At 70.5% G+C, this 23,618-nt stretch carries 17 protein-coding genes; 14 read left to right on the top strand and 3 right to left on the bottom strand.

Annotated features, from left to right (window positions below):
* The first annotated feature begins 175 nt into the window (after positions 1-175).
* The 8 genes from efeO to G4Z16_RS22850 all read left to right on the top strand — a co-directional run bounded on the left by efeO (position 176) and on the right by G4Z16_RS22850 (position 12,745).
* Positions 176-1,315 carry an iron uptake system protein EfeO gene (gene efeO / locus G4Z16_RS22885; RefSeq protein ID WP_197352558.1) on the top strand — a complete coding sequence of 380 codons (1,140 nt, stop codon included), beginning with the start codon at positions 176-178 and terminating at the stop codon, positions 1,313-1,315.
* Positions 1,316-1,325: 10 nt separating this feature from the next.
* Positions 1,326-2,723: an iron uptake transporter deferrochelatase/peroxidase subunit gene (gene efeB, locus G4Z16_RS22880; RefSeq protein WP_197352557.1), complete on the top strand. Its 1,398-nt coding sequence runs from the start codon at positions 1,326-1,328 to the stop codon at positions 2,721-2,723.
* A gap of 24 nt (positions 2,724-2,747) precedes the next feature.
* The gene (efeU, locus tag G4Z16_RS22875; RefSeq protein ID WP_197352556.1) at positions 2,748-3,620 is read left to right on the top strand and encodes an iron uptake transporter permease EfeU; all 873 of its coding nucleotides are present in this window, start codon (positions 2,748-2,750) and stop codon (positions 3,618-3,620) included.
* Between the two features lie 510 nt (positions 3,621-4,130).
* Positions 4,131-4,772, top strand: coding sequence for a response regulator transcription factor (locus tag G4Z16_RS22870; RefSeq protein ID WP_246531003.1), 642 nt, complete (start codon positions 4,131-4,133; stop codon positions 4,770-4,772).
* 322 nt (positions 4,773-5,094) lie between these two features.
* On the top strand, positions 5,095-8,436 hold the full coding sequence (locus tag G4Z16_RS22865) for a GH92 family glycosyl hydrolase (RefSeq protein ID WP_197354843.1): 3,342 nt from the start codon (positions 5,095-5,097) through the stop codon (positions 8,434-8,436).
* Positions 8,437-8,555: 119 nt separating this feature from the next.
* Positions 8,556-9,320, top strand: a complete 765-nt coding sequence (locus G4Z16_RS22860) for an HAD family hydrolase (protein WP_197354842.1) — start codon at positions 8,556-8,558, stop codon at positions 9,318-9,320.
* Positions 9,317-11,662, top strand: a complete 2,346-nt coding sequence (locus tag G4Z16_RS22855) for a glycoside hydrolase family 65 protein (protein ID WP_197352554.1) — start codon at positions 9,317-9,319, stop codon at positions 11,660-11,662. Before G4Z16_RS22860 ends, G4Z16_RS22855 begins: the two co-directional genes overlap by 4 nt.
* A gap of 309 nt (positions 11,663-11,971) precedes the next feature.
* Positions 11,972-12,745: a snapalysin family zinc-dependent metalloprotease gene (locus G4Z16_RS22850; protein ID WP_197352553.1), complete on the top strand. Its 774-nt coding sequence runs from the start codon at positions 11,972-11,974 to the stop codon at positions 12,743-12,745.
* Between the two features lie 31 nt (positions 12,746-12,776).
* Here G4Z16_RS22850 and G4Z16_RS22845 read toward each other — a convergent pair whose 3' ends face one another.
* On the bottom strand, positions 12,777-13,508 hold the full coding sequence (locus G4Z16_RS22845) for a GNAT family N-acetyltransferase (RefSeq protein ID WP_197352552.1): 732 nt from the start codon (positions 13,506-13,508) through the stop codon (positions 12,777-12,779).
* Between the two features lie 257 nt (positions 13,509-13,765).
* Between G4Z16_RS22845 and G4Z16_RS22840 the strand changes: the two genes are divergently transcribed.
* From G4Z16_RS22840 to G4Z16_RS22825, 4 genes are all read left to right on the top strand, one after another.
* Positions 13,766-14,386, top strand: a complete 621-nt coding sequence (locus G4Z16_RS22840) for a TetR/AcrR family transcriptional regulator (RefSeq protein ID WP_197352551.1) — start codon at positions 13,766-13,768, stop codon at positions 14,384-14,386.
* Between the two features lie 150 nt (positions 14,387-14,536).
* Positions 14,537-15,286 carry an ABC transporter ATP-binding protein gene (locus G4Z16_RS22835; protein ID WP_246531002.1) on the top strand — a complete coding sequence of 250 codons (750 nt, stop codon included), beginning with the start codon at positions 14,537-14,539 and terminating at the stop codon, positions 15,284-15,286.
* 5 nt (positions 15,287-15,291) lie between these two features.
* Positions 15,292-17,670: an ABC transporter permease gene (locus G4Z16_RS22830; RefSeq protein WP_197352550.1), complete on the top strand. Its 2,379-nt coding sequence runs from the start codon at positions 15,292-15,294 to the stop codon at positions 17,668-17,670.
* 298 nt (positions 17,671-17,968) lie between these two features.
* A complete protein-coding gene (locus G4Z16_RS22825; protein WP_197352549.1) occupies positions 17,969-18,622 on the top strand; it encodes a LysM peptidoglycan-binding domain-containing protein in 654 nt (217 codons plus the stop codon).
* Between the two features lie 430 nt (positions 18,623-19,052).
* On the opposite strand, the gene G4Z16_RS22820 is transcribed toward G4Z16_RS22825, so the two are convergent.
* The gene (locus G4Z16_RS22820; RefSeq protein ID WP_425508106.1) at positions 19,053-20,183 is read right to left on the bottom strand and encodes a PucR family transcriptional regulator; all 1,131 of its coding nucleotides are present in this window, start codon (positions 20,181-20,183) and stop codon (positions 19,053-19,055) included.
* Between the two features lie 185 nt (positions 20,184-20,368).
* On the opposite strand from G4Z16_RS22820, the gene nhaA reads away from it, so the two are divergent.
* Both nhaA and G4Z16_RS22810 read left to right on the top strand, forming a co-directional pair.
* Positions 20,369-21,667, top strand: coding sequence for a Na+/H+ antiporter NhaA (nhaA, locus tag G4Z16_RS22815; protein WP_197352548.1), 1,299 nt, complete (start codon positions 20,369-20,371; stop codon positions 21,665-21,667).
* Positions 21,667-22,965: an ArsB/NhaD family transporter gene (locus G4Z16_RS22810; RefSeq protein WP_197352547.1), complete on the top strand. Its 1,299-nt coding sequence runs from the start codon at positions 21,667-21,669 to the stop codon at positions 22,963-22,965. Before nhaA ends, G4Z16_RS22810 begins: the two co-directional genes overlap by 1 nt.
* Before the next feature lie 73 nt (positions 22,966-23,038).
* Here the strand turns inward: G4Z16_RS22810 and G4Z16_RS22805 are convergent, their stop codons facing one another.
* Positions 23,039-23,617: a dihydrofolate reductase family protein gene (locus tag G4Z16_RS22805; protein ID WP_197352546.1), complete on the bottom strand. Its 579-nt coding sequence runs from the start codon at positions 23,615-23,617 to the stop codon at positions 23,039-23,041.
* Position 23,618: the final 1 nt, after the last annotated feature.

Below are 23,618 nucleotides of genomic sequence, written 5' to 3'. Positions count from 1 at the left end.
AGCCCAGGTGCCCCCGGCCCGCCATTCCGCGGGGTCCGTTCCACGTACGATCCCCGCCCGCGCCTTCGCGCCGCCCCCTGTTATCTTCCCGACTTAGGTAAGCCTTGCTTAAATGGCGCCTTGTAGTGCACCGTGACCACCGCCCGACCGATCCGTCAGCCCACAGGGAGCCCACATGTCCGCCTCCATCCGAAGCCGAACTCTCATAGCCGGAGCGGCCGTTCCTCTGCTGGCTGCCGCAGCTCTGACCGGCTGCGCGGAGAAGTCGAAGGCCGGCGGGGACGGCGGGGTGCGGGTCACCGCGGACGACTCGGCATGCAAGGTCTCGGACGACGAGTTCCCCGCCGGGAACCTGAAGCTGCACGTGGAGAACAAGGGCTCCAAGGTCACCGAGGTCTACGTCTACGCCCCCGGCGACCGCATCGTCACCGAGCGGGAGAACATCGGCCCCGGCACCAAGGCCGAGATCACCACCGAGGTCAAGGCGGGCAAGTACGAGATCGCCTGCAAGCCCGGCATGAAGGGCGACGGCATCCGCCAGAAGGTCACCGCCAGCGGCAAGGGAGCGGCGGCCGAGCGCGATCCGAAGCTGGACGCCGCCGTCGCCTCGTACCGCACCTACGTGCAGAAGCAGGCCGACGAAACGATTCCCGCCGCGCAGAAGTTCGCGGACGCGGTCGAGGACGGGGACGTCGAGGCGGCCAAGAAGGAGTACGCGGTCTCCCGTGTGGGCTGGGAGCGCACCGAGCCCGTCGCGGAGTCCTTCGGCGACATCGACCCGAAGGTCGACGTGCGCGAGGACGGCCTGGAGGAGGGCCAGAAGTGGACGGGCTGGCACAAGCTCGAGAGGTCCCTCTGGGAGAAGAAGAAGATCTCGGCGGACGACAAGAAGCTCGCCGGCCGTCTGATGAAGGACCTGAAGGAGTGGCGGGACCGCGTCGGCAAGGCCGAGATCACCCCCACCAGCATGGCCAACGGCGCCAAGGAGCTCCTCGACGAGGTGGCCACCGGCAAGGTCACCGGTGAGGAGGAGCGCTACAGCCACACGGACCTGGTCGACTTCCAGGCCAACGTCGACGGCGCCGAGAAGGCGTACGAACTGCTGAAGCCGGTGGCCGCCAAGAAGGACCCGCAGCTGGCGAAGGACCTGGACAAGCAGTTCGCCGCCATCGGGAAGCTGCTGGACGAGCACCGCGAGGGCGACGGGTTCGTCTCGTACGACAAGGTCGGCAAGAGCGAGCGCAAGAAGCTCTCGGACGGCGTGAACGCACTCGCCGAACCGCTCTCGCGGCTCGCCGCCGCCGTCGCGTCGTGAGGGGAAGACAGTGACAGCGGAAACGGAACACTCCGAGGACGGGAAGCCCGGACCGGGCTCCGGGGACGACAAAGCCGCACCGGACTCCGGGGAACGGCCCGGCGGTGCGGCGGCCTCCGGCGGTGCGGCGGCCTCCGGCGGCGAGGAGCCGCGCAAGGCACACCACCACCCGGGGCGCCGCGCGCTCCTCGGCTGGGGCGGCGCGGGCCTGGCCCTCGGTGCGGCCACGGCGGGAGGCATGACCGCGGCACTGGAGTACGGGAGCGACGCCGAGTCCGTCGCCGCGGACTCCGCCGCTGCCGTGCCCTTCCACGGCGAGCACCAGGCCGGCATCGCCACCCCCGTACAGGACCGGCTGCACTTCGCCGCCTTCGACGTCCTCACGGACGACCGTGCCGCGCTGATGGACCTGCTCCAGAAGTGGACGCGTGCCGCGGCACGCATGACGGCGGGCGACACCGTCGGCACGGGAGCCGTCGGCGGCCCGGCCGAGGCGCCGCCCGACGACACCGGCGAGGCCCTGGGGCTCAAGCCGTCCCGGCTCACGCTCACCTTCGGCATCGGCCCGTCCCTCTTCGAGAACGACAAGGGCGAGGACCGCTTCGGCATCAAGAAGCGGCGGCCGGCCGCCATGCCCGACCTGCCTCACTTCCCCGGCGACGCCCTGGACGAGAAGCGCAGCGACGGCGACCTGTGCGTTCAGGCCTGTGCGGACGACCCCCAGGTCGCGGTGCACGCCATCCGCAATCTGGCGCGCATCGGCTTCGGCAAGGTGTCCGTGCGCTGGTCGCAGCTCGGCTTCGGCAAGACCTCCTCCACGACGCCCTCCGCCCAGACGCCGCGCAATCTCTTCGGCTTCAAGGACGGCACCCGCAACATCTCCGGCGACGACGCCGCGGCGCTGAAGCGTCATGTGTGGGCGGGGAAGAAGGACGGCACCGAGTGGATGGCGGGCGGCTCCTATCTCGTGGCGCGCCGCATCCGCATGAACATCGAGATCTGGGACCGTACTCCGCTGGCCGAGCAGGAGATGATCATCGGCCGCAGCAAGGGCGAGGGCGCTCCGGCGGGCCGCCGCCGCGAACGCGACCCGGTGAAGCTGTCGGCGATGGCCCCCGTCTCGCACGTGAGGCTGGCGCATCCGGAGACCAACGACGGCATCCGCATCCTGCGCCGCGGCTACAACTTCACCGACGGCACGGACGGGCTGGGGCGTCTGGAGGCGGGACTGTTCTTCCTCGCCTACCAGCGGGACGTGCGCGAGGGCTTCATTCCGCTGCAGCGGCACCTCGCCCGCGACGACACGGAACTCAACGAGTACATCCAGCACGTGGGTTCGGCGGTGTTCGCGGTGCCGCCCGGTGTCCGCGACTCCGGCGACTGGTGGGCCCGGCAGCTCTTCTCCTGACCTCGTACCCGGAAGGAACACGCCGTGTTCGGCAACTACTTGATCGGCCTGCGCGAGGGGCTGGAGGCCAGCCTCGTCGTGTGCATCCTCGTCGCGTACCTCGTGAAGACGGACAACCGTGCCAAGCTGGCGCCCGTCTGGGCCGGCGTGGGCCTCGCCGTCGGAGTGAGCCTGGCGTTCGGCGCGGGGCTCCAATTCGGCACGCAGGAGCTGACGTTCACCGCCCAGGAGGCGATCGGCGGCTCGCTGTCCATCGCCGCGGTGGCCCTGGTGACGTGGATGGTCTTCTGGATGCGGCGAACCGCCCGCCATCTGAAGGCCGAGCTCGAGGGCCGGCTCGACGCGGCTCTCGCCATGGGCAGCGGCGCGCTGGTGGTGACGGCGTTCCTGGCCGTCGGCCGCGAGGGCATCGAGACGTCCCTCTTCGTGTGGAGGTCGGTGGACGCCGCCGACGACGGGGTACGGCCCCTGGTGGGTGCGCTGTTGGGCATCCTCACCGCGATCGTGATGGGCTGGCTGTTCTACCGGGGAGCCCTGAGGATCAACCTGGCCCGGTTCTTCACGTGGACGGGCGGGCTGCTCATCGTCGTGGCCGCCGGCGTCCTCGCCTACGGGGTGCACGACCTCCAGGAGGCGCGGTTCCTCGGCGGTCTGGAGAACAAGGCGTTCGACGTCAGCTCCGCGGTTCCTGTGGACAGTTGGTACGGCATCCTGCTGAAGGGCACCGTCAACTTCCAGCCTGATCCGACCGTCGTCCAGGCGTGTGTGTGGGTGCTCTACATGGTGCCCGTGCTCTTCCTGTTCCTGCGCAGGCAGAAGCCGTCGCAGGAGCAGGGATCCCGCAGCGCCGAGGGGGAGTCCACGGCCGGATCCGGCCATGAGGCCACGGTGCGCTGACAGTTCACTGCCGCACCGGCTCCTTCATCCCCGTCGCACCGGGGCCCCCGAACCGTCGCCCGCCCCGGTGCCGCGGGGATGCCGCATGCCCGCGCGAGGGTCGCGCCCTCTCCCGGACCGGCGCCTGCTCCGGCGCCGCACCGGGGCCCGAGGCGCCACGAGGGCCGCGGCGGGGCTTGAACCGAACTGCCCCGGGACCCGCCCTGCCCGAATCGGATTGAGGGCACTCTCGCGGGGAATGAGGGTCTGCGGCCCTTCCCGTTTCTTCGATCTTCACAATGCGGGCTTCATCTGCTTTCACAGGTTTCAGTGGTATTGACAAGTGAAACCTCAAGCACGCCTCAAAATGTCTTTTCCAAAACGGTCATACGTGCAGAAGCACGCCCCACTCGGGCAGTTGATAGACTCGGAGACCATTGACCACGGCGGTTCGCGCATGGAACTCTACGGCCGTTGGGGCACGACCTGTGAAGCCGAAGCGGGGGCTTTGTCGAAATGCAGACTCGTATTGTGATCGGCGACGAGAGACGTCTTTACTCGGAAGCCATCGCGACGACACTCAATCTTGTCCAGGATTTCGAAGTCGTGGCGACAGTGAACAACCGCGAGGAAATAGTTCCCGCCGTTCTGCGGAAACTTCCCACAGTGACCGTGCTGGGCACCAACACCACGGCGCGCAACGGACGTTGCCTGACAGATGAATTGCGGGCGGCCGTCCCGCGGTGCCGGATCGCAGTCATCGGCAGCACACCGGGCTCCCCCGCCAAGAGACAGGAGGCGGCGGCCCCGGGATTACTGAGCGTCGTACCGGACGACGCGGCCCTGCCGCAACTGGTGAACGCAATACGGGGACTCGTGGCGAGCAATAACGGCACCCCTGCCAATCCTGGTGGCGGACCCTCCCAGCATGCCGGCGGCCCGATCGACACGGCTCTTATCCGCCAACCTGCGTGCGGCGGCAGATCACTCAGCACCAGAGAAAAAGAAGTACTCCGGCTCACCGCGGGCGGAGCCCCGGTAAGGGAAATTGCCGCGGAACTGTTCCTCTCCCCCGGCACCGTGAGGAATGTGACTTCCAGCGCGATCAAGAAGCTGGGCGGCAGGAACCGCTTCGACGCCGCGTGCATCGCGAGCAAGCGCGGCTGGCTCTGAACTTCCGGACGGCCCTGCCGTGCAGCCTTCCGGCCGGGCCGTCCGGATTCCAGCCATTCGAATTCCAGCCATTGGCCGTCAGCCAGGCATCAACCGTGACCAAGCGCACCCTTGACATCACCGAGCGCACGGACATTACTGGTTCTCTGCGTCACCAGCGGACAACGATGTCAACGATTTCCCGGGGAGCGGTCACGTGCGTCAGAGTCAGGCACGCAGCGGACGAGGCGGCCCCGGCAGACGGACGAGATCCCGGAGAACCGGCAGATCCGGCGGGCCCGGCAGAGCCTGCGCCGCCCTGGTGGTGACGGCGCTGCTGGTGATGACGGGGCAGGGCGCCGCCTCGGCCAGCCCGCCCAGGCAGCCGCACGCACCCGGCAGCCCCGGAGGCTCGTTCAGCTCCTCCTTCGAACCGGACGATCCCGCGCCCGACTGGAAGGACAGCATCGAGACCACGCCCGACGGTGAGAAGAAGACCCGCGGCGTCCACCGCGACTCCGCTCCCGGCACGCCCGGCATGAGCAGCCGCACCGGCACCGGCCCTGAGAAGAGCCCCACCTCGAAGAGCGGCGCGGGCTTCAGCGGCAAGCACTCCTTGCGCTACGCGGGCGAGCACACGGCGAGCGGCCAGGGCTACTCCTACAACCGCGTCTTCGACGTCGACGTCCGTGTCGAGGCCCGCACTTCGCTCTCCTACAAGATCTTCCCGGAGCTGCCGAAGACCGACCTCGACTACCAGGCCACGCACGCCTCCCTCGACCTCGCCTTCACCGACGGCACCTATCTGAGCGATCTGGGCGCGAGGGACCAGCACGGCACCGCGCTGACGCCTCAGGGCCAGGCGTCCGCGAAGACGATGTACGCGAACCAGTGGAACAACAGGGAATCGCGGATCGGCGCCGTCGCTGCGGGCAAGACCGTCGACCGGATCCTCGTCGCCTACGACTCCCCCAAGGGCGCCAGTTCCTTCCGCGGCTGGGTGGACGACGTCTCGATCGCGACGAAGGCACCGGAGAAGCGCCTGGCGCACCTCTCCGACTACGCGCAGACCACTCGGGGGACACACTCCAGCGGCGACTTCTCCCGCGGCAACACCTTCCCCGCCACGGCGCTCCCCGGCGGCTTCAACTTCTGGACCCCGGTGACCGATGCGGGCTCCACGGACTGGCTCTACGAGTACGCGCGCAAGAACAACGACGACAACCTGCCCACCCTGCAGGCCTTCAGCGCCAGTCACGAACCCAGCCCGTGGATGGGGGACCGGCAGACCTTCCAGGTGATGCCGTCGGCCGCGTCCGGCAAGCCCGACGCGTCCCGCAAGGCCCGTGCGCTGCCCTTCCATCACGCCAACGAGACGGCCAGGCCGCACTATTACGGCGTCACCTCCGACAGCGGGCTGCGCACGCAGATCACCCCGACCGACCACGCCGCGATGATGCGCTTCACCTTCCCCGGTGACGACGCGAACCTCATCTTCGACAACGTCGACAACCGCGGCGGTCTCACCCTCGACGAGGACAAGGGCACCGTCACCGGCTTCTCCGACGTCAAGAGCAAGCTGTCGGTCGGCGCCGGCCGCATGTTCGTCTACGCGCGCTTCGACTCGTCGGTCACGGGCGGTGGCCGGCTGGAGGGCGGTGGCGGCAAGGACGTCACCGGCTATCTGCGCTTCAAGGCGGGCTCGGACCGTACGGTCACGATGCGCATCGCCACGTCCCTCATCAGCGTGGACCAGGCGAAGGCCAACCTGGAACGCGAGATCCCTGCGGACACGTCCTTCGGCGAGGTGCGGCGGCGCGCGCAGGGCAAGTGGGACGACCTGCTCGGCCGCATCGAGGTCGAAGGAGCGAGCCGCGACCGGCTCACGACGCTCTACTCCAGCCTGTACCGCCTGTACCTGTACCCCAACTCGGGTGCGGAGCAGGTCGGTTCGCGCAAGCGCTACGCCAGCCCGTTCGCCGAGCCCACGGGTGAGGACACCCCCACGCACACTGGCTCGAAGATCGTCGACGGGGACGTGTACGTCAACAACGGCTTCTGGGACACCTATCGGACGACCTGGCCCGCCTACTCCTTCCTCACGCCGAAGCGGGCGGGACGGATGGCCGACGGCTTCGTCCAGCAGTACAAGGACGGCGGCTGGATTTCGCGTTGGTCCTCGCCGGGTTACGCGGACCTGATGACCGGCACCAGTTCGGACGTCGCCTTCGCCGACGCCTACGGCAAGGGCGTGAAGTTCGACGCGGAGGCCGCGTACGGCGCGGCGGTCAAGAACGCCACGGTCGCACCGCCTCGTTCCGGAGTGGGGCGCAAGGGCATGGCCACCTCGCCCTTCCTCGGCTACACCAGCACCGCGACGGGCGAGGGCATGTCCTGGGCGCTGGAGGGCTATCTCAACGACTTCGGCATCGCCCGCATGGGCAAGGCCCTGTACCGCAAGACCCACAAGGCCCGCTACAAGGCAGAGTCGGAGTACTTCCTCGGCCGCGCCCGCAACTACGTCAAGCACTTCGACGACCGGATCGGCTTCTTCCAGGGCAAGGACGGCGACGGCAACTGGCGCCTGCCGCCAGGGGAGTTCGACCCGCGCGTGTGGGGACACGACTACACCGAGACCAATGCGTGGAGCTTCGCCTTCACCGCGCCCCAGGACACCCGGGGCCTGGCGAACCTGTACGGCGGGCGGGCGGGCCTGGCGAAGAAGCTCGACAAGTACTTCTCCACGCCCGAGACCGCGTCGAAGGAGTTCGCGGGCTCCTACGGCGACGTCATACACGAGATGACCGAGGCCCGCGACGTGCGCATGGGGATGTACGGGCACAGCAACCAGCCCTCGCACCACATCGCCTACACCTACGACGCGGCAGGGCAGCCCTGGAAAGCCCAGGAGAAGGTCCGCGACGTGCTCTCCCGCCTCTACCTGGGCAGCGAGATCGGCCAGGGCTACCCCGGGGACGAGGACAACGGCGAGATGTCGGCGTGGTACGTCTTCAGCGCGCTCGGCTTCTACCCGCTGGTCATGGGATCGCCCGAATACGCCGTCGGCTCCCCGCTGTTCACCAAGGCGACCGTCCACCTCGAGGGCGGCCGCGAGCTGGTGGTGAAGGCGCCCCGCAACAGCGAGCGCAACATCTACGTGCAGGGGCTGCGCGTCAACGGCAAGGCGTGGCACTCCACTTCGCTGCCGCACAAGCTGCTGGCCCGCGGCGGCACCCTGGAGTTCGACATGGGCCCGAAGCCGTCCCGGTGGGGCACCGGCGAGAAGAACGCGCCGTCCTCCATCACCAAGGACGACAAGGTGCCCTCGCCACCCGGGGACGTGACCGTGCCGGCGAAGGGCAAGCCGCTGCTGGACGACACCTCCGCCACCAGGGCCGTCTTCTCCGAGGCCGCGATGGAGGTGAAGCCGGGCTCCCGGGACGAGCAGGTGAAGTCCTACACGCTGACCTCGGCGGACAGCGCCGACTCCCCGAAGGGTTGGGTGCTGGAGGGCTCCGAGGACGGCGAGAAGTGGAAGGCGGTGGACCGCCGACGCGGCGAGTCCTTCACCTGGGACAGGCAGACCCGCGTCTTCGATGTCGCCCGCCCCGGCGCGTTCCGGCACTACAGGCTCGTGCCCGCCGGGGGCTCCGCGGCGCTGTCGGAGATCGAGCTGCTGGGCTGAGCCGGGGCCGGCCCCGGCCAGCGGGGCCCGCAGGGGCATGAACCGCGGCGGGACGGCGGGCCCGTGCCCCGGGCGGTCGTAAGAGGCATGCCGGGCCCGCGACGGGGGACCCGGTGCCGGTGATGCCCCTTGGTCTGCCACCGTCCGTACGCGCCTGCCTGTTCGATCTGGATGGCGTGCTCACCAGTACTGCCGTGGTGCACGCGGCCGCCTGGAAGGAGATGTTCGACGACTTCCTGCGCGGCCGGGAGGGGAAGGATTTCCGCCCCTTCAGCCCCGGCGACTACGACAAGTACGTCGACGGACGGCCGCGCACCGACGGCGTGCGCACCTTCCTCGCCTCCCGCGGCATCGAGCTGCCCGAGGGCCGGCCCGACGATCCCCCGGGCCGGGAGAGCGTGCAGGGCCTGGGCAACTGCAAGAACGACCTGCTGCTGGAGAAGATCCACAAGGAGGGCGTCCGGGCCTACCCCGGCTCGGTCCGCTACGTGAAGGCGGTGCGGGACGCCGGCCTGCACACCGCCGTCGTCTCCTCCAGCAAGAACTGCCGCGACGTTCTCGTCGCCGTCGGCATCGAGGAGCTGTTCGAGGTACGGATCGACGGCATCGTCGCCGACGAGCGCGGGCTGCCCGGCAAGCCCGCACCCGACACCTTCCTCGCCGCGGCCCACGACCTCGGTGTGGAAGCCGGCGGATGTGCCGTCTTCGAGGACGCCCTGGCCGGTATGGAGGCCGGCCGCGACGGACGCTTCGGGTACGTCGTCGGCGTGGACCGCGTCGGACAGGCGGAGGAGCTGCGCCGGCACGGCGCTGACGTCGTCGTGACGGACCTCGCCGGCCTCGCCGGCCTCGCCGACCACGACGGGCAGGAGGATTCCGCGTGATCACCCAGCGTGCGTACGCCTGTGAGCCCTGGACGCTGCGCGAGACCGGGCTGAACCTGGACGTGCTGCCGCAGAGCGAATCCGTCTTCGCGCTCTCCAACGGCCACGTCGGCTGGCGCGGCAACCTCGACGAGGGCGAACCGCACGGCCTGCCCGGCTCCTACCTCAACGGCGTCCACGAGCTGCGCCCGCTCCCCTATGCCGAGGCGGGCTACGGCTACCCGGAGTCGGGCCAGACCGTCATCAACGTCACCAACGGCAAGATCGTCCGTCTGCTCGTCGACGACGAGCCCTTCGATGTGCGTTACGGGCGGCTGCGCTCCCACGAGCGCGTCCTGGACCTGCGCACCGGGCTGCTCCACCGCACGTGCGAGTGGACCTCGCCGGCCGGAAGCACCGTGCGGGTGCGCTCCACGCGACTGGTCTCCTTCACGCAGCGCGCCATCGCCGCCGTCGCCTTCGAGGTGGAACCGCTGGACGACCAGGTCCGCGTGGTGATCCAGTCGGAACTCGTCGCCAACGAGCAGCTCCCCCATCTCCCCGGCGATCCGCGTGCCGCGGCCGCCCTCGAATCGCCGCTGGAGCCCGAGGAGCACCTGGCCTCCGGGAACCGGCTGCGTCTGGTGCACAGCACCCGCCGCAGCGGGCTGCGCGTCGCCGCCGCCGCCGACCACGTCGTGAACGGCCCCGAATCCACGCGCACTTCGAGTGAGAGCGGCCCGAACGTCAGCCGCCTCACGGTCACTTCGCTGCTTCAGCCGGGCGTGCCGCTGCGGCTGGAGAAGATGGTCTCGTACGGCTGGTCCAGCGTGCGGTCCCTGCCCGCGGTGCGCGACCAGGTCGACGCCGCACTCGCCGGGGCACGCAGCACGGGCTGGGACGGGCTGGTCGACCAGCAGGCCTCCTACCTCGACGACTTCTGGGCGCGCTCCGACGTCGAGGTCGACGGCGACGCGGAGATCCAGCAGGCCGTGCGCTTCGGCCTCTTCCACGTCCTGCAGGCCGGTGCGCGCGCCGAGCAGCGCGCCATCCCGGCCAAGGGCCTCACCGGCTCCGGCTACGACGGCCACTCCTTCTGGGACACCGAGACCTTCGTGCTGGCGCTGCTGACCTACACCTCGCCCCAGTCCGTCGCCGAGGCGCTGCGCTGGCGGTACGACACGCTGCCCGCCGCGCGGGCCCGGGCGCAGCAACTCGGCCTGCGCGGCGCCGCGTTCCCCTGGCGGACGATCGACGGTTCGGAGTGCTCGGCGTACTGGCCCGCGGGCACCGCCGCCTTCCACGTGAACGCCGACATCGCCGACGCGGTGGTGCGGTACGTCGCCGCCACGGGCGACGACGAGTTCGAGCGCGACACGGGAGTCCCGATCCTCGTGGAGACGGCCCGGCTGTGGCACTCGCTCGGCCACCACGACCACCAGGGCGGCTTCCACTTCGACGGGGTCACAGGCCCGGACGAGTACAGCGCCGTCGCGGACGACAACATCTACACGAACCTCATGGCACGGGCGAACCTGCGGGAGGCCGCGAACGCCGTCGACCGCCACCCCGACCAGGCCCGCGCGTTCAAGGTCGACCTCGAGGAGACCGCTGCCTGGAGGGACGCGGCCGACGCCATCGTCCTCCCGTACAACGAGGACCTCGGCGTGCACGAGCAGTCGGCCGACTTCACCGGGCACCAGATCTGGGACTTCGCGAACACGGGGCCCGACGAGTACCCGCTGATGCTGCACTTCCCCTACTTCGATCTGTACCGGAAGCAAGTCGTCAAGCAGGCCGACCTGGTGCTGGCCATGTGCCGCCACGGGGAGGAGTTCGACGACGAGCAGAAGGCCCGCAACTTCGAGTACTACGAGCAGCTGACCGTGCGGGACTCGTCGCTCTCCGCGTGCTGGCAGGCCGTCATGGCGGCCGAGGTCGGCCATCTGCGCCTGGCCTACGACTACTTGGGCGAGGCCGCCCTGATGGACCTGTTCGACCTGGAGAACAACACACGCGACGGCCTGCACATCGCGTCCCTCGCCGGTACCTGGACGGCGCTGGTCGCGGGCTTCGGGGGCATGCGGCACGCCTCCGGCACCCTGGAGTTCGCGCCGAAGCTGCCGGAGCGGCTGTCCCGTCTCGCCTTCACCGTCCAGATGCTGGGGCGGCGGCTGCGGGTCGAGATGAGCGACTCCACGGCCACGTACACGCTCGTCGAAGGTACGCCCATGGAGATCTGCCACTACGGCGAACGCTTCACGGTGCAGAGCGGGCAGCCCTGCACGCGCAAGGTGGCGCGGGTGAAGCAGCGCCCCGAGCCGAAGCAGCCGCCGGGACGGCGCCCCGCCAGCCGTCACTGAGCGATTCCGCCCGGCCGGTCTCCGTCCGCGCACCGATGTCGCCGGGGCCTCGCAGGTCAGGACCGTGAACGGCAGGTGGTCACGCTCGCCGGCAGGTGTGACTCACGGTAAGTTCAAGGCGCCTGACATGTCATGCACATCACCCATGTGACGAGGAACGGCACCCAATTCCTTACGCGTGAGTAGGAAACGTCTGCGCGGACGCCCGACATCGGGCACCATTCCTACGCCCGCAGAGGGCGCCCCCCGGACGGAGCCCGGGGAGGCACCCCGTCGAACGGACCTCATCACCACGCAGGGAGATGCACGATGCGTATCCGACTCCACAGATGGGCGGCGGCCTGTGTGCCCCTGACCCTGTTCGCGGCAACAGCCTGCGGGGGTCCGGAATCCGACGCGGCGTCACAAGTGGACGAGACGAAGGTCTCCGCCACGAACGACTCGACCGGGGACTCGGGCCGCGGATCGGGCGAGATCCCCTCACGGGGCTCCGGCTCGCGCGGGACGTCGGAGGTCGGCGAGTCGGCCGGTCCGGGCGGGCCGGGGCCGGAGGGCGGACCCGCCGCCGACCGGGAGTGGCCGGAGAACGACGTGACCGGAGCCATCCCTCTGCCCGTGCGGGGCGCAGGAGCGGGCGGCTCCGGCGCGGGCCGCGGGGACGCCGTGACCCTGACCTACGACGCGGGCGCCGGAGAGGGGTTCGGAGCAGCGATCCGCGCGGCCGCCGACTCGTGGAACGACAGTGTCAGCGAGGTGAATCTGCAGCCCGCGGGCGCCGGCACAGAGGCGGACATCCGCATCGTCGTCTCGAAGGGCTGGCCGGGCGCCGACCCCGAGGGACCCGGCCTCGGAAAGGGCACCGTCACCATCGGCCGCAGGGCCCTCGCCCAGGGCCACGACGCGATACGCGTCGTGGCTCACGAGTTCGGCCACATACTCGGGCTGGAGGACAAGCAGCCCGGACCGTGCTCCAGCGTGATGTCGGGCAAGTCCCCGGGGGCTGCCTGCACCAACTCGTATCCGAACGCCGCCGAGATCCGCGAGGTGAGGCGCAACTTCGGGCCCACCGCCGCCATCGGCTGAGGTACGCGCCACGGGGGCCGTGCGGCCGCGACTACGGGCTCCAGACCATCGTCTGCTGGTGGACCCGCTTCCCTGCATGGCGGATGCCCGGAACGAGCGGCGTGGCGCCGTACTTGGTGAAACCCATGCGTTCGAAGAACCGCACCGCCCGGGTGTTCTCGGCCAGCGTCAGCAGGTGACACCCGGGTGAACCGCTGTCTCTGAGCCGCCTGAGCCAGGCGTTCATGAGCCCGTCGGAGGCGCCCGTCCCGCGCGCCGCCGCGACGACGTTGATGTGCAGGTGCGCCGGCCACCGTTCGTCGGCGAAGTCCGACGCTGTCGGCTCACGCCGCACGGCTGCCAGGCCCAGGTCGAGCGCGCTGCGGACGAGAAATGCCGCGGGCCGCGGCCTGAGGGCAAGCCGGTACTTCCTGATGGCCGTCGCGATGCGTTCGCTCTCGCTGGGGAACTTCGAGTGGTCGAGGCTCCCTGCCAGATAGCCGACCAGCGCTCCGTCCACGACCGCGACGAACAGCGACTCCGGTTCCAGATCCATGTAGGCCCGCAGGTAGATCTCCGCCTCCGACTCCTCGTGCCCCCACAGGGAAGCCGTCGGGCCGCCCTCGCCGGCCTTGCGGAACAGCTGCCGCAGCTCTGTGCGGTCCGACTCCGCGAATGTGCGGATCTCCGTCTCCGTCACTCCGGACGCACTCCCCGTCGGCGCCGTCCCGTCGTCATCCGTCGGCTCCAGGATGCCCCCGGCGGCGGGGCGGTGCTCGGCCACGCGGGTGCCGTCGGCGGCCGGTCGCTGGCCGCCCCGCTCCGGCTCCCTCGACGGACCGGGTTCTCCTCAGCCGTCCGAGAGCGTACTGTGAGAGCGAGATTGGACGTCCGACCAAGTCGATTGCCCAAGTGGTTCGGCCGGTCCACGTTGCCCTGTCCGTCCCGCGCCGGGCGGTGAGGGCTTGTCCCTCCGAGAACACACCCGTCCAAGAACCGACCCGTCCAAGAACCGACCCGTCCGAGAACGAGTGGAGCGAAATGACACCGACATCCGCGGAACGCGGTCACGAGACCCGGCAGCGGCTGCTCGACGCGGCGGCGCAGCTGATCGTCGAGGACGGCTGGGGCGCCGTGACCACACGACGGGTGGCGGACCGCGCCGGGCTGCGGCCGGGGCTGGTGCACTACCACTTCTCCAGCGTCACCGATCTGCTGATCGAGGCCGCGATGGCTTCGGCGAGGCGTGAGATGGCCCGGGCGACCGAGGCGATCTCCCAGGCCGACGACCCCTCGCAGGGCGTGGCCCAGGTGCTGGAGGCAGTGTCGGAGTACACAGGGACGGATCCGACGACGGTGCTCTTCAGCGAGATGCTGCTGGCGTCGACCAGGCTGGAGCGGCTGCGCACGCAGCTCGCGGAGCTGATGACCGAGTGGCGCACGGGCGTCGCCGGGTGGCTGCGCGCCTCCAACTCCACGGCGCTGACGGGCGGTTCGGGTGGCGCCGGGGGCTCCGGGGACGACGCGGAGGCCACCGCACTGCTGCTGGGCGCAGCGATCGACGGGCTCGTACTGCACCGGCTCATCGACCCGTCCATCGCGCGGATCTCCGTGTCGGGTCCGCTGGCGCGCCTTGCCAAGGTCACGCCCGTCACCGATTGAGGCACCGGCCGGGCCGCGGACCCGATCCGTCCGGTGCGCCGGCCCCTTCGGCAGTGCGGACGTTCGCGAACGCGGCGACCGGCCCAAGGCACCAACCCGCAGACAGCCCGGCCCGATCGGGAAGCCGGGCCCGGCAAGAGGGAGGAATCCGTGGCGCACACGAGCACAGCCCGGACCGGAACCGGGGGCACGCTCCGGGGCGGGTCGCGGCTGCGCGGCCTGTCGAAGGCGTACGGATCCGGGGACGCGGCCGTCACAGCACTCGACGGGGTCGATCTGGATCTGGACGCGGGCGAGTTGGTGGTCGTGCTCGGGCCCAGCGGCTCGGGCAAGACGACACTGCTGAACGTGCTCGGCGGCATCGAACCCGCCGACAGCGGCTCGGTGAACGTCGCCGGAGTGGATCTGACCGGCCGGCGCCCGCGCCGACTTGCCGCATTCCGCAGGGATCACATCGGCTTCGTCTTCCAGTTCTTCAATCTGGTGCCCACTCTCACGGCGCGGGAGAACGTCGAGGTGATGGTCGAGCTGACGGGCCGTGGCGAGCGCGGCGAAGTGGCCGGGCTGCTGGAGTCCGTGGGCCTCGGCGACAGGCTGGACAACTTCCCCGCGCAGCTCTCCGGCGGGCAGCAGCAGCGCGTGGCGATCGCCCGCGCCCTCGCCACCGACCCGGACCTCCTGCTCGCGGACGAACCCACGGGCGCCCTCGACGTGGCGACGGGCAAGTCGGTGCTGAGGCTGCTCCAGCGGACCAACCGCGAGGGCCGCGGCGTGCTCATGGTGACGCACAACGCCGCGATCGCGCGGATCGCCCACCGCGTGGTGACCATGCGGGACGGACGTGTCGAGTCGGTCGAGCGGAACGCCGTCCCGGCCGATGTCGCCGGCGTGGACTGGTGAGCGGCGTGAACCGGATACTCCTCAGGAAGACGCGGCGCGATCTGCGGCGCCGCCTGCCCCAGTTCGCGGCCGTCGGGGTGACCGTGATGGTCGGAGTGCTGCTCTTCGTCGCCAGCTACGACGCCTACCGCAACCTGGGTTCCAGCTACGAACACACCTATTCGCAGATGGGGTTCGCCGATGTGACGGCCTCGGGCGGTGACGCCGCGAGGGTCGCCGCGGCCGCCCGCTCGTCCGACGGCGCCGAAGCCGTCGCCACCCGCACCCAGGGCCGGCTGCCGGTGAGTCTCGGCGGAGACGAACTCCTCGGCAGGGTCACGGGGTTGCCTGCCGGGAAGCAGCCGCCCGTCAACAAGGTCGATGTCGTCTCGGGCCGCTACCCGCGAAGCGGGGACACCGGCGGCGTACTGGTCGAAAGCCACACTGCGAAGACCTTCGGCCTCTCCCCCGGCGACATCACCAAGGCCCACGACGGTGCGCGTTGGCGGACGCTCACCGTGCGCGGTGTGGCCGACTCGCCCGAGTATCTGTGGCCGGCGCTCAGCCGGCAGCAAGTCCTCGGTGACCCGCACAACTTCGCCGTGCTCTTCGCACCCGAGGCGACGGTGCGGAAACTCACGCGCGCCGCGCACGACGCGCCCACCGTGCAGACCCTCGTGCGGCTGAGCGACCGCGCCCGCCAGGACGGCAGCGCCGCACGCGTCACCGACCGGCTGCGGGCCGCGGGAGCCGTGGAGGTGCAGCCGCGCTCGGAGCAGCCCTCCGACGCCACTCTGAACGAGGACCTGAAGGGCTTCTCCCAACTCTCCGTCGCTTTCCCGGTGTTGTTCCTCTCGGCGGCGGCAGTGGCCGCGTACGTGCTGATCACACGGCTGGTGCTCTCGGAGCGCAAGGTGATCGCCACCTTCCTGGCCGCCGGAGCCCCGCGCGGCACCGTGGCACGGCACTACCTCGGTCACGGGGTGCTCGCCGGCGCGGGCGGTGCGGTACTGGGCGTGGCCCTCGGCGCGATTGCCACCACGGCGATGACGCACGCCTACACCGCCGAACTCGGCATCCCGTACACGCTCGTCGAACGCCGCCCGGCGGTCATGCTGACGGGTCTGCTCTTCGGCGTCCTGGTCGGACTGGTGGGCGGTGCCGCCCCGGCCTGGGCGACGACGCGCACCGCACCGGCCGAGTCCATGCGGGGCGAGGGCGGCACCCTGCGCCCGCCCGGCCGCTGGAGCACGGCTCTCGCACGGGCACGGCGCCTCCCGTTGACCCTGCGGTTGGCCCTGCGCGAACTGGGGCGCAGCCGGCGCCGCACGCTGGCCACGATGCTCGGCAGCGTGCTCGCGCTGGTGCTGGTGCTCTCCTCCGCCGGGATGGCGACGAGCATGAAGGCCGCGCTGGACGTGCAGTTCGACACGGTGCAGCGCGAGGACGCCACCGTCACGGCCGACGCGGGGGCGCCCGGGACGAGAAAGGCGCTGAGCGCCGTCGACGGTGTGAGCGCGGTGGAGCCGGTGACGACGGCGCAAGTCACCGCCACCGCCCACGGCGAGTCCTACGGCACGCCGCTGACGGGATACCGGCCGCGGACCACGATGCACGGATTCCGCACGCCCGACGGAGGGGAGCGGGCGTTGCCCCCACCTGGCTCCGTACTGGCCGGCAAGGCCCTCGCCGCCCGCCTGGGCCTCTCCCCCGGCGACCGGTTCACCCTGCGCACCTCCGGCAGCGGGGACTCCCGGGGGAGGCAGGTGCGGCTGGCCGGGCTGGTCGACGAGCCGATGGGTTCGGCGCTGTACGGCACGCAGGACACCGTCGAGGCGGCAACAGGAGCCGCGCCCAACGGATTTGCGCTGCGATTCGCATCGGGACCGGCGGCCCCCTCGCACGATCAGGTTCGAGAGGACGTCACGGCTCTTGAAGGCGTCGTCGCCTACACCGACTCCCGTGCTGTCGAGCGGCAGGTCGACCGCTACATGACGCTGTTCCGGGTGTTCGTCGGGGTGATGCTGCTGCTCGGCGGGGTGCTGGCCCTGACCGTCGTGTACGTGACGATGACGGTCAACATCGCTGAACGCACCGGGGAGTTGGCCACTCTGCGCGCGGTCGGTGTGCCGCTGCGCCGCATCGCCGGGCTGCTGGCGGCGGAGAATCTCACCGCGACCGCGCTCGCTCTGCCGGCCGGGCTGGCGGCGGGCTTCGCGGCGGCGCGGGAGTCCCTCGGCTCCTTCTCCAGCGACATGTTCTCCGTGCGGCTCGACATCGGCTGGCCCGTCGCCGTGGGAGCGGCGGCAGCGGTCCTGGGCGCGTCACTGCTCTCGCAGATCCCCGCGCTGCGTGCGGTCCGGCGGCTCGACATCGCACGCGTCGTACGGGAGCGCGCCAACTGAGCGCCGTCACGCGGCCGTCGGCGGCGAGCGGTTGGCGTCGGCGGCCGCGGAACAGGCCCGTGGAAAGGCCGGCCACGGTGTGACCCTTCTCTCCGTACGTACCGGGAAGGCCCGGTTGTCCGGTTCACACCTCTCCGCATGACCTGCGGCGATAGTTGCTCATGGCGGCTTCCGCGATCTTGATGATCACTCGTGTCGGTTTTTGCCCATCCGAGGGAGTGTGCTTACGGTCGCCACCGCTCGACACGTTCGCCACGGAGCATGTGGCGGACTCCTCGACCGTTAGGAAACATTCACGATGCTGTTTTCCGGCAACGGCCGTAACCGTGGGCCTGTGAAGGCCACCCGTCTCGCCGTGATCACCGGCGTTGCGGGCGCCGCCGTCGCCCTTCCGATGGTGACCGCGCCCGGCGCTCAGGCTGCCTCCGTCAGCACCTGGGACAAGGTCGCCGAGTGCGAGTCCAGCGGTAACTGGCAGGCGAACACGGGCAACGGCCACTACGGCGGTCTGCAGTTCTCCAACTCCAGCTGGAAGGCTTCCGGCGGTACGAAGTACGCGCCACGCGCCGACCAGGCCACCAAGGAACAGCAGATCGCCACCGCCGAGAAGTTGCTCGACCGGCAGGGCCCGGGTGCCTGGGCCTGCGCCGGTGAGGCGGGCCTGAGCTCCGACGGCGCGCCGGCCGACGTCGACGAGGGCGGCTCCGGCGGACAGGACTCGCAGGAAGGCGAGTCGCAGAAGGCGCCGCAGCACAACACGCAGGACGAGGGCAAGGGCAAGGGCAAGGGCAAGGGCAAGGGCAAGGGCAACTACACCGTGAAGCCCGGTGACACCCTCTCCTCCATCGCGTCCGAGCACGGCGTCAGCTGGAAGAAGCTGTACGAGGACAACAAGTCCGTCGTCAACGACGCACAGCTGATCCTTCCGGGTCAGAAGCTGCAGGTCGGCTGACTCAGGCCGCTGCCTGCCAGCAGAATCCGCAGCCCGCGCTCCTTCCCCCGAGGGCGCGGGCTGCGGTGCGTCTTCCACGGGCCGTCCGTTCCCCTTGCGGGCCGCACGGCCGAGTCCCTCTATGTGCCGACATCCGGCAGTCGTCCCGGCTCCGGGCCGCCTCCCCGGAACGCATCGAGTCGATGCCCTCACCCCCGTCGAGGGCATCGACTCGTGCCTGCGCGCCCTGGCGGCGCACGTTCATCGTCGCACCGGAGGCCGCGGGCACACATTGCCAGAACCCGGCAATCATTACGCGCTTTTGACGTCCTGTGAGCAACCTGATCACCCACCCGTCCCACGCGCGCCGGACCACCTCATCACAAGGGTCTGACAGTCGACGTGCCGAACTGACCGCGCGTCGGCCGCATCCCTCGTGGCGCGGTCCGTCTCACAGCTCCTTCTCGGGCCACCCCAGCAGCCGCGCGCCCATGACCGCGGCCTCCAGCGTGAACCGCTGCAACGGCTCGCTCGGCGAGTAGCCGGTGAGGGTGCGGATGCGTTCCAGGCGGTACGACAGGGTGCGCACGCTCAGGCCCAGCCGCCGGGCCGCCTCGGCGTTGACATAACCGGCCGCGGCGCACTCCGTCAGGGTCTCCAGCAGCGGCCGCGCTCCGCCGCGGGCCTTCGTCAGCGGCCCGAGCACGGTCCGGACGAGGTCCGCCATCGCCCCGCGGTCGCGGAGCAGCACCGGGAAGACGAGCAGATCCGAGGCGTTCAGCCGCACAGCGTCGAGGGCCAGCCGCTCGGCGAGTTCGAGTGCGCCCAGCGCCTCCTCGTAGCTGTTCACCACTCCGCCCGCGCCGGAGTGCTCACGCCCGACGGCGATGCGCCGCGCCGCCGGATAGCCCGCGCCGGGCTTCTCTGCCAGACGCACGAAGTGGTCCAGCACGTCGCGGTCGCCGCTCGCGGCGATGCAGACCAGCCGCCCCTCCTTCGTGGACAGCAGCACGTCCCGCGGCCCGAACCGCCCGACCAGGTCGCGCTCGATGCGCCGCACCGTGCGGTGCACGTCGTCGTACTTCTCCGTGCCCACCGCGACCGCGACCGTGTGCAGACCGGCCAGGCGCAGCCCGAAGCGCTGCGCGCGCTCCGCGAGCCGGCCCATGTCGCTGCGGCCGTAGAGCAGATCGTCGACGAACTCCCGCCGCTCGCCCTCCTCCTGGCGCACCGCGAGCCGCTGGGCCCGCTCGTGCCCCTCCCCCAGCGCCGACACCGCCACCTCGACGGCGCCGAGCAACGCGTCCCCCGTACGGGCATGCTCGTTTGCGGTCGCGGCGCGGGCGACTCCCGGCAGGGTGCCCCACAGTTCGCGTGTCCGCCCGAGGTAGAGGCCGACAAGGTCCCGGAGCGCCCATCCCCGCTCGGCCGCGCGCTCGCCCAGGGCGCGGAAGGAGTCCAGTTCGTGCCGGCGCGGCTGGCGGCCGGTCTCCGACACCTCGGCCAGCAGCTCCGGGTAACGGCCGAGGAAGTCCCCGATGCCGTCGTCCTCGCCGCCGGCCTGCGGTCTGTTCTCGTCCACAGGCCCGCACTCCCCCTCGGTCTCCGCTCTACGGTCTGCCCCCGGGCCACAGCGTATGGGAGCGGAGGGCCGGGGTACGGTGGTCCCACCACCTCGTCGTGATCGATGGGGTACTGGTGTGCCGGGAAGTCTGGTCGGCGTCGCCCTCGGGCGTCTCTGCCGCCTCTGTACCAGGAGCCACGCCGATGTCGCCGGTCCTCCCGAAGTTCACCTTCCCCGCCCCTCCTGCCGGGCCTTCGCGCCGCCTGACCGAGGTGCTGCGCACCGAGACGGCCGGCGGCGTGGTGCTGCTGGCGGCGACGCTGACGGCCCTGATCTGGGCGAACACCCTGAGCGGTTCCTACGAGGCCGTGGGCTCCTTCCACTTCGGCTTCCCCTCGCTCGGCCTCGACCTGTCCGTGCGGCACTGGGCGTCCGAGGGTCTGCTCACGTTGTTCTTCTTCGTCGCGGGCGCGGAGCTGAAGCGGGAGCTCGTCTCGGGCGAGCTGCGCAGACCGGCGGCGGCAGCCCTTCCGGTCGTGGCGGCAGTGGCGGGAACGGCCGTGCCGGCGGGCGTCTACGTGCTGGTCGCGTCCGCCGGTGGCGGCGATCTCGGCGGCTGGGCCGTGCCGATGGCCACCGACATCGCCTTCGCCCTCGGGGTACTGGCCGTCATCGGGTCCCATCTGCCGTCCGGTGTCCGCACGTTCCTGCTGACCCTCGCCGTGGTCGACGACCTCGGCGCCATCCTCGTCATCGCCGTGTTCTTCACCTCGACCCTCAACTGGGCGGCGCTGGCCGGTGCCTCGGCGGGACTGGTCCTCTTCCGGGTGCTGCACGCCCGGCTGGGCGTGCGGGGCTGGTACGTGTACGTGCCGCTGGCGGTGGCCGTGTGGGCGCTGATGTACAACAGCGGGGTCCACGCCACGGTCGCCGGTGTCGCCCTGGGAGTGCTGCTGCGCAGCCGCCCCCGTACGGCACCCGGCGGGCCGCGTCCCGTAGCGGGGACTCCTGAGGCCGAGGAGGCCTCGCCGGCCGAGCGCGTCGAGCATCTGGTCCGTCCGCTCTCCGCCGGCGTCGCCGTTCCGCTCTTCGCCCTCTTCTCGGCGGGCGTCACCGTCTCGGGCCCGGCCCTCGCGGAGATGATCCGGCAGCCGGAGTCCCTGGGCGTCCTTCTCGGCCTGTTCGCCGGCAAGTTCGCCGGTGTCCTCGGCGGCACGTATCTCGCGGCGCGTTTCACACGGGCACGTCTCGATCCGGCCCTGGCCTGGCCCGACATGGCGGGCGTCTCGATGCTCGCCGGCATCGGCTTCACGGTCTCGCTCCTGGTCACGGAGCTGGCCATCACCGACCCGGCGACGACGGAGCAGGTGAAGGCAGCGGTGCTGACCGCTTCGCTGCTCTCCGCAACCGTGGCATGCGTACTGCTGAAGATCCGCGACGCGCGCTACCGGTCGGCCGGTGGTGGCGGCCCCCACGGTTCCCCGCAGGGCGAGGTGGCCTGATGGACGACTGGCACAGCTGGGCCGCGATAGCCGTCTTCACCGGCGCCTACGCACTGATCATCACCGAGAAGATCCACCGGGTGGCGGCGGCCCTCGCCGGCGCCGCCCTGATGCTCGCGATCGGAGCGACCGACGACAAGGCGGCGTTCTACTCGGAGCGCACCGGCATCGACTGGAACGTCATCTTCCTGCTGGTCGGCATGATGATGATCGTCGGTGTTCTGCGGAAGACCGGCATGTTCGAGTACGTGGCCATCTGGTCCGTGAAGCGGGCACGGGGACGGCCCTTCCGCGTCATGGCGATGCTTGTCGCGATCACCTCGGCGATGTCGGCGCTGCTCGACAACGTCACGACGGTGCTGCTGATCGCCCCGGTCACACTGCTCGTCTGCGAACGCCTCGCGCTTCGGCCCGCGCCCTTCCTGATCGCGGAGGTCATAGCCTCCAACATCGGCGGCACGGCGACCCTGGTCGGCGACCCGCCCAACATCATCATCGCCAGCCGCGCGGGGCTCACCTTCAACGACTTCATCGTCCATCTGGCGCCGCTGGCCATCGTTCTGACGCTCGTCCTGATCGCCCTGTGCCGGGTCCTGTTCCGCAGGTCGTTCGTGCACGACGAGGAGCGCGCGTCCGAAGTCATGGCGATGGACGAACGCGAGGCGATACGCGACCCGCGACTGCTGGTGCAGGGGCTGACAGTTCTGGGCCTGGTCGTCGCGGGCTTCGTGCTGCATCCCGTCCTGCACTTCGAGCCGAGCATCGTCGCGCTCCTCGGCGCGGGGCTCCTCGTCGCGATCTCCTCGGTGCACACCGGCGAAGTGCTCGCCGACGTCGAATGGCCCACCCTCGCCTTCTTCGCCGGACTGTTCGTCATGATCGGCGGGCTCATCGGGACGGGCGTGGTCGGCGAAGCGTCCCGCGCTCTGGCGGACGCCGTCGCCGACCAGGAACTCGGCGGCTCGATGCTGATGCTCGGCGGCTCCGCCGTGCTGTCCGGCGTGGTGGACAACATTCCGTACGTGGCCACGATGGCGCCCATCACCGGCGACCTCGTCGAGAGCATGGGCGGCGGCAGCGACCACGTCATGTGGTGGGCGCTGACGCTCGGCGCGGACCTCGGCGGGAACGCCACCGCGATCGGCGCGAGCGCGAACGTCGTCGTCCTCGGCATCGCGGAACGCAACCGCACGCCGATCAGCTTCTGGCAGTTCACCAAGTACGGCCTCGTCGTCACCGCGGTGACCGTCGCGCTCTCCGCCCTGTATCTGTGGCTGCGGTACTTCGCCCTGGCGTGAGCTCCGCACTTCGCCTTGGCGTGAGCTCGTGGGCTCCGCCCGCGTCGACCGGCCTTCGGTGCCGCGGTCCGGCTCATGCGGGTGAGCCGGCCTCCGCCCGCACGTGGTGCAGCATGACGACGCCGTTGCCGAAGGTCCTCGTCCCGGCGAGGCGCAGAGCGGTCCTGCCGTCAGCAGGGGAGAACAGCGGCCTGCCCTCGCCGAGAAGGACGGGGTGCACGTAGAGGCGGTACTCGTCGATGAGGTCGTGCTGCCGGAAGGCAGCGGCCAGTTCGGCGCCGCCGACGGCCATGTCGCCGCCGGGCTGGGCCTTGAGCGCCAGGATCTCCTCGGGATCCACCTCCCGCCTGATCGCGGTGTTCCCCTCGGCCCGCTCCAGGGTCCTCGAGAAGACGATCTTGGGGGTCTCGCGCCAGATCCCGGCGAACTCCCTGACCGGGCCGGTGCTCGCCGGATCGGAGTCAGCGGTGGGCCAGAACGACTCCATGAGCTCGTAGTTGACGCGTCCCAGCAGGAAGGCGCCCATGCCCCGGGACTGCTCGTTGAAGTGCTCGTGCAGTTCGTGGTCGACCATGTGCCACTCGAGCGAGCGGTCCGGCCCTTCGAAGTAGCCGTCGAGCGAGACCGACGCGGACAGGATGATCCTTCTCATG

The organism is Streptomyces bathyalis, from assembly GCF_015910445.1.
Lineage (GTDB): Bacteria > Actinomycetota > Actinomycetes > Streptomycetales > Streptomycetaceae > Streptomyces > Streptomyces bathyalis.
Note: the sequence above shows the minus strand (reverse complement) of the source record. Positions and strands in the feature narration are given on the sequence as shown.

What these genes read in the sequence shown, in the direction of transcription:
- efeO (WP_197352558.1), top strand. Translation starts at nt 176, where the DNA reads ATGTCCGCCTCCATCCGAAGCCGAACTCTCATAGCCGGAGCGGCCGTT.
- G4Z16_RS22865 (WP_197354843.1), top strand. Translation starts at nt 5,095, where the DNA reads ATGACGGGGCAGGGCGCCGCCTCGGCCAGCCCGCCCAGGCAGCCGCAC.
- G4Z16_RS22850 (WP_197352553.1), top strand. Translation starts at nt 11,972, where the DNA reads ATGCGTATCCGACTCCACAGATGGGCGGCGGCCTGTGTGCCCCTGACC.
- G4Z16_RS22840 (WP_197352551.1), top strand. Translation starts at nt 13,766, where the DNA reads ATGACACCGACATCCGCGGAACGCGGTCACGAGACCCGGCAGCGGCTG.
- G4Z16_RS22825 (WP_197352549.1), top strand. Translation starts at nt 17,969, where the DNA reads ATGCTGTTTTCCGGCAACGGCCGTAACCGTGGGCCTGTGAAGGCCACC.
- nhaA (WP_197352548.1), top strand. Translation starts at nt 20,369, where the DNA reads ATGTCGCCGGTCCTCCCGAAGTTCACCTTCCCCGCCCCTCCTGCCGGG.
- G4Z16_RS22810 (WP_197352547.1), top strand. Translation starts at nt 21,667, where the DNA reads ATGGACGACTGGCACAGCTGGGCCGCGATAGCCGTCTTCACCGGCGCC.
- G4Z16_RS22805 (WP_197352546.1), bottom strand. Translation starts at nt 23,617, where the DNA reads ATGAGAAGGATCATCCTGTCCGCGTCGGTCTCGCTCGACGGCTACTTC.